Origin of the sequence: Streptomyces sp. NPDC059696, from assembly GCF_042733745.1 — a bacterium.
GTDB lineage: Bacteria > Actinomycetota > Actinomycetes > Streptomycetales > Streptomycetaceae > Streptomyces.
The window spans coordinates 38833-54294 of the sequence record NZ_JBHWFG010000002.1; the positions used below are offsets into that span (position 1 = coordinate 38833).

Consider the following 15462-nt stretch of genomic DNA (forward strand, 5'->3'; position numbering starts at 1 on the left):
AACAAACGCGCTGATCAGGACGTTGTGCGGTAACGGGTGGTGCGATTCAGCGTTTTACGATCGTGAGCCGCTCCCGGGCCCCCTCGAACACCGAGGTGCCCTCTTCCTCCTCCGGTGTGCCCCTGGGCATGTCGACGCGGAGTTCGTACATGCGGTCGTCGTCGGTGCGGACGACCGCCCGCAGGAGCCGCCTGGGCGCCCCGCCACGTTGGTACGCGGTGTCGGCGAGAGCGGCTTCGTGGCCCTGGACGGTGGCAGGGGCGTACCGGGTCTCTCCCCCGGTCTCCCGCGCCCTGGCCTGCTCCATCGGCCCGGCCGGAGCGTCGTCCCAGGTGAGGAGGCTGACCTGGATCGTGCCGGCCTGCGCGTTGCCGTAGAGCGCGGTGCGGGGCTGCCCGGTCGCGCCGCCGCCGGTACGGCCGAGGGGGCGGTAGTCGCCGGGGAGGTGGAGGACGGCCCCCATGTCCGGCTCGGGATGCGGAATCCAGGCGTCGGCTGTGCCGGCGGCGTCGGTGACCTGCCCGGCGCTCTCGGCAGCGCTGGGGTCGGCGAGTTGGGTGACGGCGCCTATGCCGCCGGCGAGCAGGGCGGAGAGCAGGGCGAGGGGGCCGGGGCGGAGGATGCTTTGGCGCTTGGCGGGGACGGGGTCGGGGTGCGCTGAGGCGGGGTCGGGTTGCGCCGGGGTGGGGTCCGGCTGCTCCGGGGTGGGGCCGGGCTGCGCCGGGGTGGGGCGGGGCTGCGCCGGGGTAGGGCCGGGCTGCGCCGGGGTGGGGTTTTGTGGCGCGAGGACCCCGGTGAGCGCGGGAGCGGGCAGGGAGTCGGGGACGGCGTCGGGGAAGGCGTCGGGGAAGGCATCAGGATGGGCTGTTGCTGCGGCGGCGGGGACCGGCTCGGATCGTGCTGCGGTCCCGTCGACGGGACCCCCCGGGTGGTCGGTCGCCCGCGCTACCTGGACCCGCAAGGGTGCCGCCACCGCCTCCAGTTCCTTGGCGACCTCGTCCGCGTCCGGCCTCCGGTCGGCGTCGGGGACCAGCAGCCGGGCGATCAGGGGACCGAGCGGCCCGGCCCGGGTCGGCTCGGGCGACTCGGCGGCGAGGACCGCGGCGAGGGTGGCCTGCGGCGTGGACCGCAGGAACGGCGACGAGCCCTCGACGGCCGCGTACAGCAGGGCGCCCAGGGACCACAGGTCGGAGGCGGGCCCGGCGGTGCGACCGGAGATCCGCTCGGGGGCGACGAACTCCGGTGGGGCAGCGGGCCCCGGTGGGGCGGCGGGCCCCGGTGGGGCGGCGGGCTCCGATGGGGCAGCGGGCTCCGAGCGGCCGACGGGCTCTGATCGGGCGACGGGCTCTGATCGGTCCCCGGTGGACTCGGCCGGGTCGGCGGCGGACTCCCGTGAGGCGGCGGGCTCCGAGGGGCCGGCCGCGCGCTCCCTGAGGCCTGCCGCGCGCTCCCTGGGATCGGCCGCGGACTCCGAGGGGTCGGCCGCGGGCTCTGGGGGGCCGGACACGGACTCCGCGTTCACCGTCAGCGGGTCGTCCCCCTGCACCTGGGCGATGCCGAAGTCGGTGACGACGACGCGGCCGTGCGGAGCGAGCAGCACGTTGGCGGGCTTCACGTCCCGGTGCACGATGCCGACGGAGTGCGCGGCGCGCAGAGCACCGAGGACGGCGAGTCCGATCCGGGCGGCCTCGGGCACGGCGACCGGGCCCCGGCGGAGCCTCTCCCGCAGGGACTCGCCGGGCACCAACTCCATGACGATCCAGGGAAGTCCGTCCAGCGCCTCGGCCGCGTCCAGCTCGTCGGGGCCCAGGGGGCCCGGCCGTTCGTCCCGCTGCTCCGCCTCGACGACCACATCGTGGATGGTGACGGCGGCGGGATGGTCGACGCGCGCTGCGGCCCGGGCCTCGCGGTGCAGCCGGTGGGCCGCCCGCCGGTGACTCTCGGAGTCCGGGTCGCCCGGCAACCGGGGCTGTCTGACGGCGACCTCGCGCTGCGCGTGTTCGTCGAGGGCCCGCCAGACGGTGCCCGTGCCGCCGGCACCGATGCGTTCGACCAGCCGGTAGCGCCCACCGACCAGCCGGCCCAGCGCGGCGTCCGTCCCGCCCCCGTCGTTGCTCATGCCCCATCAGTACCCCGAGGGGCGGCGGATTGTCGACGCGGGCCGTTTTCAACGGTGTTGGACCGCCGGGATCAGGTCCCGTCGATGTCCAGGTTCGCGATCGCCGTGCTCGCCACCTCGCGCCCCCGATCGGTGAAATCGCTGTCGCGCGGGTAGCTGACGGTGAGTTTGTACATGTCTCCGCCGGGGGTCCGGTAGTAGAAGATCTGGACCTCCCGCGGGCGGGGGTTCTCGCTGTCGTCGGTCGTGAAGGGGACGGTGTTGCGGGCGGCCTTCTTGTCCCGGTAGGTGGTGTCCTGGGGATCCGTCTTCTTCGGGCCCTCGTCCATGTCCAGGTCGTAGTTGCCGCTCTCCTTGAACCGGGTGTCGTCGTCGTACATCTCGGCGGCCGCGGAGCCCGCGATGTTGCCGCCGGTGTCCTCGGCCTTCTTCTCCAGGGACAGGCCGATCCAGATGCTGCCGCTCCAGTCGGTGTACCTCACCCAGTGGCCCTGGTCGGACTCCGGGTCCGGCACGGTCCGCTGGTACGCGGCCGGGACGGCGAGCGACGCGGCGAGATCCTTCTCCCGCTTGGTCTCCCAGCCGCCGGGCAGCGGCCCGGCGAACGGGTTCGCGATCACCAGGTACGCCGTCACCGCGGCCGCGACGACGGCGGCGCCCAGCCCGATCCGGCCCGCGCGGCCGAACCGCGGGCGCCGGCCGCCGGTGCCCTGGCCGGGTACCCGCGCCACTTGGGTGGGCTGTGCGGCGGGCGGGTGCGCGGCCGCCTCCAGCAGGGCCCGCACCCGGGCGGCGTCCGGGCGGCGGGCCGGGTCCTTGTCCAGCAGGCCGCGGATGGCCTCGGCCAGCGGGCCCTGGGCGGAGGCGGGCGGCGCCGGCGTGGCGTTGAGGACGGACTGGAGCGTGGCGGGGGTGTTGCTGCGGCGGAACGGCGAGACGCCCTCCGTCGCCGCGTACAGCACCACCCCGAGGGACCACAGGTCGCTCGCCGGGCCGGGGCGCTGCCCCAGCACGCGCTCGGGCGCGATGTACTCCGGTGAGCCGACGAAGCCGCCGGTGTCGGTCAGGCTGGTCTCGCCCTCGATCTGGGCGATCCCGAAGTCCGTGAGGACGACCCGGTCGTAGCGGCCGAGCAGCACGTTGTCCGGTTTCACGTCGCGGTGCAGGATGCCCGCCGCGTGGGCGGCCTCCAGCGCGCCGAGCACCTCAAGGCCGATCCGGGCGGCCTCGCGCGCGGACAGCGTTCCCTCGTGCAGCGCGTCGCCCAGCGAGCGGCCCCGCACCAGCTCCATCACGATCCAGGGCTGGTCGTCCACGACCGCGACGTCGTGGACGTTCACGACGGCCGGGTGGTCGAGCCGGGCCGCGGCGCGGGCCTCGCGGCGCATCCGTTCGAAGGCGTTGGCGCGTTCGCGTTCGGGAAGGTGGTCCGGGACGCGGGGCTCCTTGACGGCGACCTCCCGGCCGACCGTCTCGTCCTCGGCCCGCCAGACCGTGCCCATGCCGCCGTGCCCGAGTTTGGCCAGCAGCCGGTAGCGCCCGGCGATGAGCCGCCCGGCGCCGGGGCCCTCGGACGCTGTGGCCTGCCCGGGCGGCACGGCCTCGGTGGGCGACGGGGGGGAAGGGGGCGACACTGCGTAGGGGTTGCCCGGCACCGGCGCCTGCCGGTTCGGCGGTTGCAGGACAAAACTCGTCGGCTCGTCGGCCCCGGACCGGGCTCCCCCGCTGTTGCTCATGGGCTCATCCATACCGCGCCAACCGCTCGCGGATCCACAAAGGACGCGAGCCGGTCACAGACCCGTGACGTCGACCCGCGGCTCTCCTCCGCGTATGTACCGATACAAACGTGGTGCCGACATGGACGCGGTGCTGATACGTGACGTGGTGCCGATACGGACGCGCGCGGTCGCGGGCCTGTCATCGGGTGCGCCCGCCGGTCATGGCGCCGGCGCGGGCACGATCGGGGCGCGCCGGGAGCACGCGGCACTCGGCGGACTCCGCTGGTCACGGGCCGGGAGCACGTGATACCCGGCGGGTTCCCGTGGTCACGGGCCTGACGCGGGCGTGCGTATGGCGGGCTCGCCGGTCACGGCCCTGGTGCCGGCGTGTTCGTCGTGGTCTGCCGGGGCGGCGGGGTCTTCGGTGTCGCCGATGCGGAGCTCGTCGGGGTGGGGCCGCCGCCCCCCTTGCCGCCGTCTCTGAGCAGCGCCGCCGCGGACACCCCGGCTCCGGCCATCGCCACGACCAGCAGCGCCGCGATGAGGGCGCGCCGCGCGGGCTGCCGGAGGAAGGGTTCCTCCGGCCGGTGCGGACCGCTCGGGTCCGTCTGGGGCGCGGGCGGTCGCCGCAGGGCGGGGACCGACGGCCGTCCGCGCGGCACGGCACCCACCGTCGGCGCGTAGGCGGGCGGCGGCACCGGCGGCGTACGGCCCGTGTCGCGGTAGGCCCGGAGCATCCGCTCCGCCCGGTCCGCGTCCAGCCGCCGGTCGGGATCGCGCTCCAGCAGGCCGCGTACGACGGGCAGGAGCGGCCCGGCCTGTGGGGGCGGCTGGATGTCGCCCACGACGACCGCGTGCAGGACGCCGCCCAGCGAGTCGCGGTGGAAGGGCGATTCGCCGCTGAGGGCCGCGCACAGCAGCGCGCCCAGCGACCACAGGTCGGACTCGGGCCCGGTCCTGACCCCGGACATCCGCTCGGGCGCGGTGTACTCCGGCGAGCCGACGAACGCGCCGTTCTCGGTGAGCGTGGGGGCGCCCGCGACCTGCGCGATGCCGAAGTCGGTGAGGACGACCCGGTCGGTGCCGGTCTCCAGCAGCACGTTGTCCGGCTTGAGGTCGCGGTGCAGCACCCCGGCCTGGTGCGCGGCGCCCAGTGCGCCGAGCAGCGCGATGCCGATGCGGGCCGCTTCGGCGGCGTCGACCGGCCCCTGCTGGTCGAGCCGGTCGGCGAGCGAGCCGCCCTGCACCAACTCCATGACGATGTAGGGGCGTTCGCCGTCCTCGACCACGTCATGGACGACGATGATGTGCGGGTGGCTCAGCTGAGCGACGGCCCGGGCCTCACGCAGCGTACGGTCCCGCTGCCGCCGCGCCTGCGCTGCGGAGAGCGTCTCGTCGTAGGGGAGTTCCTTGACGGCCACCCTCCGGCCCAGAAGCTGGTCGGTCGCCCGCCAGACCACTCCCATGCCGCCGCGACCGAGCCTCTCCTCCAAGCGGTAACGCCCAGCGACCACGCGGAAGTTCGCTCCCTCGGTCCCCATGAGCCCCATCATGCCGCAGACGGCGTCGACGCCCACGAAATCCGGTCGCCGCCCGGCCCCGGCGGGGCGGCGCGCCGCTCGGCGGTGCTTCCGGCTGCCGCGATCCGGGAGCAGGTCACCGCTGACCCGGCGGAGGAAGGGCGGTTCCGGCTAACCGACCTGCCGCGGCTGCTGCCAGCCCTGGAGTACCCACTTGAACTGCTTGCTCGTCCGCGCCCAGTCCTTCTCCGGCGAGGAGATGTAGATCGCATATTCGACGCCGTCCCGCGAGAAGTACGTCTCCTCCGCGGCGTGGCGGGGCCCGGCGACGTAGGGCGGGTCCTTGGCCAGCGCCGTCCAGGTGTACTCCCACCGCGAGCCCTTGCGGTCCCGGTAGGTGTTCTCCTCCATGGTCACCCGCTTGTAGCCGACCAGCCGCTGGACCTGCTGCTCCAGGTCCTCCTGGTGGGAGCGGGCGTCGGCGAAGTCGGGTGAGGTGTCGATGGCGATGCGGACGAAGTGCAGGCCGCCGTCCGGCGAGTAGTCGATCTGCTGGAGCTCGCCCTGCGGGCCGAAGGGCGTGCGCTTCCAGCCCTTGGGCAGGTAGAGGCTGAACCCCACGGGGTCCTCGTAGCGGACCCAGCTGTCCGGAACCGACCCTCCGGCCGCCTGGGTGCTGGTGGACGTCGTCGAGCCGGAGCCGTCGTCCTGCGACGTCCCGTTCCACTGCTGGAGCACCACGGCCGTGCCCCCGCCGATGATGGCCGCGAGCGCGACCACCAGGGCGAGGGTGCGCAGCCGGCGGCGCCGGCCGGAGCCGGTCCGCTGCGGGCCCGTCGCACCCTGTCCGGCTCCGGCGGGGCCGTACGGCCGGGTGCCGGCCGTGGACGTCCCGGCAGACGCGGTACCGGACAGGGCCGCGGTACCGGACAGCGGCGGGAGCGGTGTCCCGGTGTGCGACCCCGAGCCGCCCCCGAACGAGCCGGAGCCGCCGGTTGCTGTGCCGGTGCCGGTCGCACCCGTGCCGGTGCCGGTGCTCCTGCCCGGCCCGGTGCCCGTTGCGCTGTGGTGGTCCCGGTACGGCGTCGTGCCCCCGTACTGCGTCGGCACGTACGCCTGTGCCCCGTGGGGCCGTCGGCCCTCCGCCGCCTCGGCGAGCATGTGCTCGGCCTCGTGCACGTCGGGCCGGGCGGCCGGGTCCTTGCGCAGCAGGGCGGTGATGACGGGTTCGAGCGGACCGGCGTGCCGGAGCTCGGCGGCCTCCTCCTCGACCACGGCCTGCATGGTGGTCAGCGGGGTGGTGCGGCGGAACGGCGACCGGCCCTCCACCGCCGTGTAGAGCGTCGCGCCGAGCGCCCACAGGTCGGAGGACGGGCCCGGGTCGTGGCCCCGCACCCGCTCGGGCGCCAGGTAGTCGACCGAGCCGACGACCTCTCCGGTGCGCGTGATGGTCGTGTCGCCCTCGATCTGCGCGATGCCGAAGTCCGTGAGCAGCACGCGCCGGTCAGTGCCGAGCAGGACGTTGCCGGGCTTGATGTCGCGGTGCAGGACACCGGCGGTGTGCGCGGCGCGCAGCGCCCTCAGCACCCACAGGCCGATACGGGCCGCCTCGCGCGGCTCGACACGCCCTTCCTCCTTGACCGCGTCGGCCAGGGAACGGCCCTCGACCAGCTCCATCACGATCCACGGGCGGCCGTCGTGCTCCAGGACGTCGTGCACGGTGACGACCGCGGAGTGGTTGATCCGGGCGGCTGCCCTGGCCTCGGCCCGGGTGCGTGCCAGGAGGATCGCCTGCTCGCTCTCGGAGACGTAGAGGGCGGCGGTCAACTCCTTGATGGCGACCGACCGGTGCAGCACCTCGTCATGCGCACGCCAGACCCGGCCCATGCCGCCACTGCCGATGGATTCGGCCAGCCGGTAGCGGCCCGCGACGAGCAGGCCCTGCATCTGATTCACGTTGCCCCGCAATGGTCTTGACAGGGTCAGCGTAAGGACCCGCCCTCACCCAGGGAACAAGCGGGGTACCACGGTGACCGCACTGTGACGGTTGTCGCCTGCCGGGACGTGAGGCAACCAGAGTGTGAACTGCGGCGTACAGGCGGCGCGCCGGTCGGCTCACTTGGTCGTCTTGTACGTCGCCGCCGCCTGTTCGTACAGCCGGGTCACCTCGTCCCGGTCGGACTCCGGGCCGCGCACCTGGACCACGTGGTAGCGCCCCTCGACCAGCATCGCCAGGTTACGGACGTACAGCTCGCCCCCGTCGCCGCCGGTCCAGGTGAACTGCCCCTCGGCCATGGTCCGTCCCCCCACCTCGATCGTCTTCAGACCGGTGGAGGTGGCCCAGCTGGAGTCGCGGTAGGGCTGCAGCTCGCGCTCCCTCTCCCGCTGGTAGGCCATCGGATCACGGCCGTACTCCGAGGCGCTGTCCCGGCCCGGGACGACGATGAGCTCGAAGCCGCCCTTGGCGAAGACGACCTGGCCGCCGCCGCGCGTGGTGCGGTCCCAGCCCTTGGCGACGGCGACCTGGAAGCCCGCCGCGTCCTTGCGCAGGGTGAAACCGTCGCCGATGTCGGGGCCGGTGGTCTGTGTCTCGGTGGTGCCGGCCGACGACGACGGGCTCTTCTCCCCCTCGGGCGAGGTCTGTTCGGGCCGTGGCTCACTGCTGGCGTCCGGCTCGGGCGCCCGGCTCACCTCGCCCGCGGCCCCCGTACGGTCCGCCCCGCCCGTGCCCTCACCGTCAGACTTGGGCATGAAGAGCATCGCGTAGGCGATCGCCGCGGCCATCGCGAGCAGCACCAGCACGAGCAGGGTGCGGCCGAGGCGGCGCGGGGAACCGGTCTCCTTCTTGGCCCGTTTGTGCCGCCCGTGGTGCGCGGGCAGCCCCGCCTTCCGCCGGCGCACCAGCTCGCCCCGGCGCCGTACGACGGGCAGCCGCCTGGCGTCCACGGGCGGCGTCGGGACGACGTGCACCCCGGCCTCCGGCTCGGGCGCCGAGCGCACCAGTGAGCGCAGCCAGCCGCGCACTTCCTCGAAGTCGAGCCGCTCGGTGGGGTCCTGACGCAGCAGCGACTCCACGACCGGCCGCAGCGGTCCGCACTCCTCGGCGTAGGCGGGCGGTTCCGCGCACACCATCTGCACCAGCTCGGCCGTCGACTCCTCCGGGTAGGGCGCGTGCCCCTGGACGGCCCGGAAGAGCAGAGCGCCGAGCGCCCACAGGTCGGTCGCGGGACCGATGGGCGCGGCCAACTGCCAGTTCTCGTGGACGGGTCCGGCCTGCTCCGGCGCCCAGCGCTCGGTCACCGGCCCGACGACGGCCATCCGCGCCTGCCGTGCCCGCTCGGCGGCCAGCGCCGTGGCCGGGCCGCGCCGGGGCGCGGGGGTGTCCGCGACCAGGTCGTCCCACCGGGTGGACTCACCCCGCGACGCGGCGTCCGGGGCGGGCGGGAGCGCGGCCCGCTCCCCGCCCCGCGGCGCCGCCGCACCGCCGGCCGTGCCGCGGGGCGCCGCGCCGTGCCAGGCGGCCGACCGCGGACCGCCGCCCACCCCGTAGGGGTCCGCGATCCGCCCCGGCGGTACGGCACCGGAGGCCGTGCCCTGTCCGGGGATGTACGGCGACGGCGCCGGTCCGTCGCCGTAGGGCGTGACGCCGCCGTCCGGTGCGGGGCGGGCTCCGGGCAGGGCCGTGCGCCCGCTCTGCACCTCCTGCACCCGTGCGGCGGCCCGGGCGCCCGCCCGGTAGGCCGCGATGGCCCCGGCCCGCGCCGCCCGGGGGTCCCGGCCGTCCTCCGCGGGCCCGCGCGCCGGCACGACACGGCCACCGCCGGTGCCGGCGGCCTCTGCCGAGGGCAGCCCTCCGGCTTCCCGGGCCTCTATGGCAGCGCGCCGCGCCGCCTCGGGGTCACTCGTGCCACCGGTCGGCCCCGGGGCTCCCGGCGCGCCGGGGCCGTGGGCCGGCCCGGCACCTTCCGGTCCTCGCCCGGTCTCCTCGAACGCCGGTTCCGGAACGGGGTCGTAGCCGCACAGGGCCTCCTCCGCCGCCCCCACCGCCAGCCCGGTCAGCATCACCCGGCCGTCGTCGCAGACGAGCACCGTCCGCGCGGTGATGTTCCGGTGGACCCAGCCGTGCGCGTGCAGCACCCGCAGGGCCATCAGGACGTCGGAGGCCACCTCGGCCGCCCGGTAGGGCGTCAGCGGCTTCTCGGCGAGCAGGGCCGCCAGCGGGCGCGCGGCGACCAGTTCGCTGACGATCCACAGCGAACCGCCCTCGGCGAACACGTCGAAGACCTGGTCGAGCCGGGGATGGTCGGGAATGGCCGCGGCGGCCTGCGCCGCCTCCACCGCGCGTCGCACCACCGGGTCCGCGGGCCGCCGGACGCCTCCCCGCGCGCCGCCGGGCCGCCGCCCGCCGCCGTCACGTGCCGTGAACCCGTCGGGCAGCCCCTCCGCGTCGAGCACCTCGGCCTCGACGATCTCGGGCAACGGGACCTGCCGGACCAGGACTTCCTGTCCGCTGTAGGTGTCGAACGCCCGGGTCTCCGTGAGTTCGTACTCGTCGGACGGCGGCAGCGGCAGGCGGTAGCGGTCGGCCAGCACCCGACCCGCGTAGTCGTCCACGTTGCCTCCCCCGGCAGCCCGGTCGGTCACATCCGTTCGCCCCACGGTCCGTTTCGGCTGCGCACGGTCCGCAAACCTTTACGATACGTGCCGCAGGCAACCCGCATGCGGGGATGCGAGATCTCCCTCCCCAAACCCCGGGGGCCTCATGCTCAGGACTTGGGTTCGAAGGTCTTCGTGAGGGTCCGCCACGTCTCCTTGCGCACCGCGTCACCCCATGTGGACGCCTTCGCCGTGTACATCAGCGCGTACCCCTGCCGGTCGTCGACCACGAAACCCCGGTCGATGGTCCGGTACTTGGTGCCGCCGTCGCTGTAGGTGAACTCCCAGTCGGCGGTGTTCCAGCCGCGGTAGTCCACCTTCTCTATGCGGATCTTCCGGTACTGCGCGCGCACCATGAAGCGTTCCTGGTTCTTCCAGTCCGCCACGGGGTCGCCCTTGGGCGTGGACGTCCAGGCGATGAGCAGCTTCTGCCCGTCGGGCCCGGTGAAGCGGTCGCCCGCCGCACCGGTGGACTGGTACTTCCAGCCCTTCGGCAGGCCGATCGAGTAGCCCTGGTCGCCCTGGTGGGTCGACTCCGCGGCGCTCTCCTTGCCGCCGGAGCCGCCCTCGTCCGAGGAACCGCTTGCCGCGCCGCTCGGCTCGCCGTCCGTGGACGGCCCGGACGGTGCCGGCTGCTTCTGGGCGCCGTCCGTGCGCGCGGGGTCGCTCTTGTCGCCCTTGGTGTCGGCGCTGCTCGACGCCGTGGCGGAGGTCTTCCCGCCGCCCTGGCCGGAGGCCCCCTTCGAGTCCTTGTCGTCCCCGCTGAGCGCGAGGGCGAGCACGGTGCCGATCACGGCCAGCACCACGACCACCGCGATGATCATCAGGGTCCGCCGCGGCACCACGTCGGTGAGCGGCGCCCGGGGCACCGGCCGCGGCGGCAGGTCCGGCGGCGGCATCACGGGCCAGCCCGAACTGCGCCCGCCGGAGGCCGGCTTCGTCTCCGGCGCACTGCGCTCGCCGCCACGCGCGGACGCCCCCGCACCCGACTGCGCCCCGGACGCACCCGCGGCCCCGGACCGGCCCGCGCCACCGCCCGAAGCGGAGGAGGCCGCGCCCGCCGACCCGGCGGCGGCATCGTCGGCGCCGGTTCCGGCGGAGGTGGACCGGGCCGAGGAGGAGCCGGTGGACGCGGACTTGGCGGCAGCGTCCGTCGCCCCGGCGGCGGCGGATCCCGCCGCGGCCTTGCGCACGGAACGCAGCGCGCCGCGCAACCGCTCCCCGGCCTCCTCGCCGCGCTTGCCCGCCGAACTCCCCTTGCGCGAGGACCTGTCCGGCTGGGCGGGCAACGGCACGACCTTCGTCGCGTCCATCGCCTCGGACGCGGCCTTCTCGGGTGCGTGCAGCACCGAGTTCAGCATCGCCCGGGCGCCCGCGTCGTCGAGCCGCTGCGCGGGGTCCTTGGTGAGCAGCCCGTGGATGACGTCCGTCAGCGGACCCGCGTTCTTCGGCTCCTCCAGCGGCTCGGTCATCACGGCCGTCAGCGTCGCTATGGCCGACCCCTTGTCGTACGGCGGCGCGCCCTCCACCGCCGCGTACAGCAGGCCGCCGAGCGACCACAGGTCGGCCGCCGGGCCCGGCTTGTGCCCGCGCGCCCGCTCCGGGGAGATGTAGGAGGGCGCGCCGACGAGCATGCCGGTCGAGGTGATGGACGGGTCACCCTCGACCTGGGCGATGCCGAAGTCGGTGAGCACGACCCGGCCGTCCTCGGCGATCAGCACGTTCGACGGCTTCACGTCGCGGTGCAGGATGCCCTCGCGGTGGGCCGAGCGCAGCACGTCGAGGACCGCGAGCCCGACCTCCGCGGCACGCTTCGGCTCCAGGAGGCCGTCCTCCCGGATGACCTCGGCGAGGGACTTGCCCTCGACGAGCTCCATCACGATCCAGGGCCGGTCGTCCTCCTGGACCACGTCGAAGACCGTCACGGCGCTGTTGTTGCGGATCCGCGCGATGGCCTTGGCCTCGCGCAGCGTCCGCGTGATCAGCCGCCGCTTCTCCTCCTCGTCGATGTTCGACGGGAAGCGCAGCTCCTTCACGGCGACCGTCCGGCCGAGGGTCTCGTCCTCGGCCCGCCACACCGTGCCCATGCCGCCCCGGCCGAGCACCTTGCCCAGCCGGTAGCGCCCCGCGAGGAGACGCTCCCTGTTGCCCTGACGAGTGTCCTGACGAGATGTGCCCGCCCGCTCCGCCTCCGACATGCGTCCCCTCATACAACCCGCCCTGACAGAGCCTCCATTGTCTCTCACCCGACAAGTGCCCGGCGCCCAGGGGGCCCCTCCCGGTTGTCCGCGCCCCCACCCTCCCGGAACCCGGCTGCGGCACGCCCAGCGCCGCCTTGCATGATGGGCCCTGACCAGGGAGGAGACCGTATGCCGCCGATCCGGACATTGCTGGCCCTGCCGGTGGCCGCCGCCCTGTTCGGTCTGCCGCCGGCCGACTCGTCCGCCCTGTCGGTGCCGCCCGCGGACGCGGTGCTGCCCTCGCTGGTGACGCGAGGCGGAGCCCCGGCCGCCGCCCTGCTGGCCCGGGAGGGAACCACCACCCGCTACGCCGCGGCGGGTCCGGGCATCGCCCGGTCGGACCACTTCCGCGCCGGCAGCCTCACGAAGACGTTCCTCGCGACGGTCGTGCTGCAACTGGCCGCCGAGCACCGGCTGTCACTGTCCGACACGGTCGAGCAGCACCTGCCCGGTCTGGTGCGAGGAGCCGGCAACGACGGCCGCGCGCTGACCCTGCGCTCCCTGCTCACCCATACCAGCGGTCTGCGCGACTTCACCACGGACACCGACGGGACCGCGCCCGTCACACCTCGTCAGGCCTTGAACCTCGCTCTCACCCACCCTCCGGCCGAACACGGCCGCTTCTCCTACTCGAACACCAACTACGTGCTGCTCGGCCTGGTCGTGCGGCAGGTGACCGGCCACTCGTACGCCACCGAGGCCGAACGGCGCATCCTCACTCCCCTGCGTCTGACGGGCACCTCCTTCCCCGGCTCGCGCTCCACATTGCCCTCCCCCCACGGCCGCGCCTACACGGCCGACGGAACCGACGTCACCGAACTCGACCCGCGAGTGGCCGGAGCGGCGGGCGAGTTGGTGACCACACTCGACGACCTCGACCGCTTCTACGGGGCCCTGCTCGGCGGCCGGCTGCTGCCCCCGCACCGGCTGCGCGAGATGCTCGACACCCGTGCCGCACACGGCGCGTACGGCATGGGGCTCTTCCCCGAGAGACTTCCGTGCGGCGCGACCGTGTGGGGGCACAACGGGCACATATCCGGCAGCTATGTGCGCACCGCGGCCACCGTCGACGGCCGGCGTGTCCTCACCTTCCGCGTGAACACGGACGCGATAGCAGATCCCGGCCTCGAACCCGCGGTGCTCGCGGCCGAGTTCTGCCCCCGCACCTCGTAGAACGACCCGCCCCCGCACGAAGATCCCACTTCCGGCCACTCGTTCGAGTGACATCCGCAGGAGCCCAGCCGCCGACCGGCATCAGCACCGGCTCCGGCATCGGCATCGGCATCGGCATCGGCATCGGCATCGGCATCGGCATCGGCATCGGCATCGGCATCGGCATCGGCATCGGCATCGGCACACAACGACCCGATCCCCGACGGCACTCTGCCCCACGGCACGATCTCCGGCTACAACGGCACGATGTCGGGCGCCCCCAGCCGCGCCGCGTCCGCCGTCAGGTCGTCGGGCTGCCGCTGCGACTCCCGCTCGGCCTCCACCCGCTTCTGGTAGTGCTCGACCTCGCGCTCGATCTGGTCCTTGTCCCAGCCCAGCACCGGGGCCATCAGCTGCGCCGCGTCGCGTGCGCTGCGGGTGCCCCGGTCGAAGGTCTCGATCGAGATGCGTGTCCGCCGGGTCAGCACGTCGTCCAGGTGCCGCGCGCCCTCATGGGAGGCGGCGTACACGATCTCGGCGCGCAGATAGTCGTCGGCCGCGGGCAGGGGCTCACCCAGCGACGGGTCCTCCGCGATGAGCTGGAGCAGTTCCTCGGCCAGCGTGCCGTAGCGGTTCAGCAGGTGCTCGACCCGCACCACGTGCAGTCCGGTCCGGGCGGCGATCCGCGCCCGCGCGTTCCACAACGCCCGGTAACCCTCGGCGCCCAGCAGCGGCACGTCCTCGGTGACGCACTCGGCGACGCGCATGTCGAGTCCGTGCACCGCGGCGTCCACCGCGTCCTTGGCCATGACCCGGTACGTCGTGTACTTGCCGCCCGCCACGACGACCAGCCCGGGCACCGGATGCGCCACGGTGTGCTCGCGCGACAGCTTGCTGGTCGCGTCGGACTCACCGGCGAGCAGCGGCCGCAGCCCCGCGTACACGCCCTCCACGTCGTCCCTGGAGAGCGGCACCGCAAGCACCGAGTTCACATGCCTCAGCAGGTAGTCGATGTCCGCGCTGGACGCGGCCGGGTGGGCCTTGTCGAGGTCCCAGTCGGTGTCCGTGGTGCCGATGATCCAGTGCCGGCCCCAGGGGATGACGAACAGCACCGACTTCTCCGTGCGCAGGATCAGCCCGGTCGTGGAGTGGATCCGGTCGCGCGGCACGACCAGGTGGACGCCCTTGGACGCCCGGACGTGGAACTGGCCGCGCTCCCCGACCATCGCCTGGGTGTCGTCCGTCCACACGCCGGTCGCGTTGACGACCTGCTGGGCGTGGATCTCGTACTCGCCGCCCCCTTCGACGTCCTGCACCTTCGCGCCGACGACCCGCTCACCCTCGCGCAGGAACCCCGTCACCCGGGCGCGGTTCGCGGCCTGGGCGCCGTAGGCCACCGCCGTGCGCACCAGGTTCGTCACGTAGCGGGCGTCGTCCATCTGGGCGTCGTAGTACTGCAGCGCCCCGACCAGGGCGTCCTTCTTCAAGCAGGGAGCCACGCGCAGGGCATGAGAGCGCGTCAGGTGGCGGTGCATCGGCAGGCCCCGACCGTGCCCGCGGGCCATGGACATGGCGTCGTACAAGGCGACACCCGACCCCGCGTACAACCGCTCCCAGCCCTTGTGCTGCAACGGGTACAGGAACGGCACGGGCTTCACCAGGTGCGGGGCGAGGCGCTCCAGCAGCAGGCCGCGCTCCTTCAGGGCCTCGCGGACGAGCGCGAAGTCGAGCATCTCCAGATAGCGCAGGCCGCCGTGGATGAGCTTGCTGGACCGGCTGGAGGTGCCGGACGCCCAGTCACGCGCCTCGACCAGACCTGTGGACAGGCCCCTGGTCACCGCGTCGAGCGCGGTGCCCGCACCCACCACGCCCGCACCCACCACCAGCACGTCCAGCTCGCGCTCGGCCATGGATGCGAGTGACTCGGCGCGCTGCGCCGGTCCGAGTGTCGCTGTCCTCACCGCTGCCTCCCGCTCGTCGGTCGCGCCGGCCGCACCCGTCGGGTGCGGCCCCGTCCGTATCCCCCTGCCCAGATTCTGACCGGGTTGCCCGACTTC

Annotated in this window: 8 protein-coding genes; 1 reads left to right on the forward strand and 7 read right to left on the reverse strand. The window is 74.2% G+C overall.

Annotated features, from left to right (window positions below; all coding sequences use genetic code 11):
- Positions 1 to 46: 46 nt before the first annotated feature.
- The 6 genes from ACFV20_RS02005 to ACFV20_RS02030 form a co-directional block, all read right to left on the reverse strand.
- The gene (locus ACFV20_RS02005; RefSeq protein ID WP_385651360.1) at positions 47 to 2119 is read right to left on the reverse strand and encodes a protein kinase; all 2073 of its coding nucleotides are present in this window, start codon (positions 2117 to 2119) and stop codon (positions 47 to 49) included.
- A 71-nt stretch (positions 2120 to 2190) separates the two neighbouring features.
- On the reverse strand, positions 2191 to 3855 hold the full coding sequence (locus tag ACFV20_RS02010) for a serine/threonine-protein kinase (protein ID WP_385651364.1): 1665 nt from the start codon (positions 3853 to 3855) through the stop codon (positions 2191 to 2193).
- A 350-nt stretch (positions 3856 to 4205) separates the two neighbouring features.
- Positions 4206 to 5378, reverse strand: coding sequence for a protein kinase (locus tag ACFV20_RS02015; protein WP_385651367.1), 1173 nt, complete (start codon positions 5376 to 5378; stop codon positions 4206 to 4208).
- Between the two features lie 150 nt (positions 5379 to 5528).
- Positions 5529 to 7304: a serine/threonine-protein kinase gene (locus ACFV20_RS02020; protein ID WP_385651370.1), complete on the reverse strand. Its 1776-nt coding sequence runs from the start codon at positions 7302 to 7304 to the stop codon at positions 5529 to 5531.
- 168 nt (positions 7305 to 7472) lie between these two features.
- Entirely contained in the window at positions 7473 to 9971 is a 2499-nt protein-coding gene (locus tag ACFV20_RS02025; protein ID WP_385651374.1) for a protein kinase, read from the reverse strand.
- A 152-nt stretch (positions 9972 to 10123) separates the two neighbouring features.
- Positions 10124 to 12211 carry a serine/threonine-protein kinase gene (locus ACFV20_RS02030; protein WP_385651378.1) on the reverse strand — a complete coding sequence of 696 codons (2088 nt, stop codon included), beginning with the start codon at positions 12209 to 12211 and terminating at the stop codon, positions 10124 to 10126.
- A gap of 171 nt (positions 12212 to 12382) precedes the next feature.
- On the opposite strand from ACFV20_RS02030, the gene ACFV20_RS02035 reads away from it, so the two are divergent.
- The gene (locus ACFV20_RS02035; RefSeq protein ID WP_385651381.1) at positions 12383 to 13426 is read left to right on the forward strand and encodes a serine hydrolase domain-containing protein; all 1044 of its coding nucleotides are present in this window, start codon (positions 12383 to 12385) and stop codon (positions 13424 to 13426) included.
- 233 nt (positions 13427 to 13659) lie between these two features.
- On the opposite strand, the gene ACFV20_RS02040 is transcribed toward ACFV20_RS02035, so the two are convergent.
- A complete protein-coding gene (locus ACFV20_RS02040) occupies positions 13660 to 15366 on the reverse strand; it encodes a glycerol-3-phosphate dehydrogenase/oxidase (protein ID WP_385651384.1) in 1707 nt (568 codons plus the stop codon).
- Positions 15367 to 15462 lie beyond the last annotated feature (96 nt).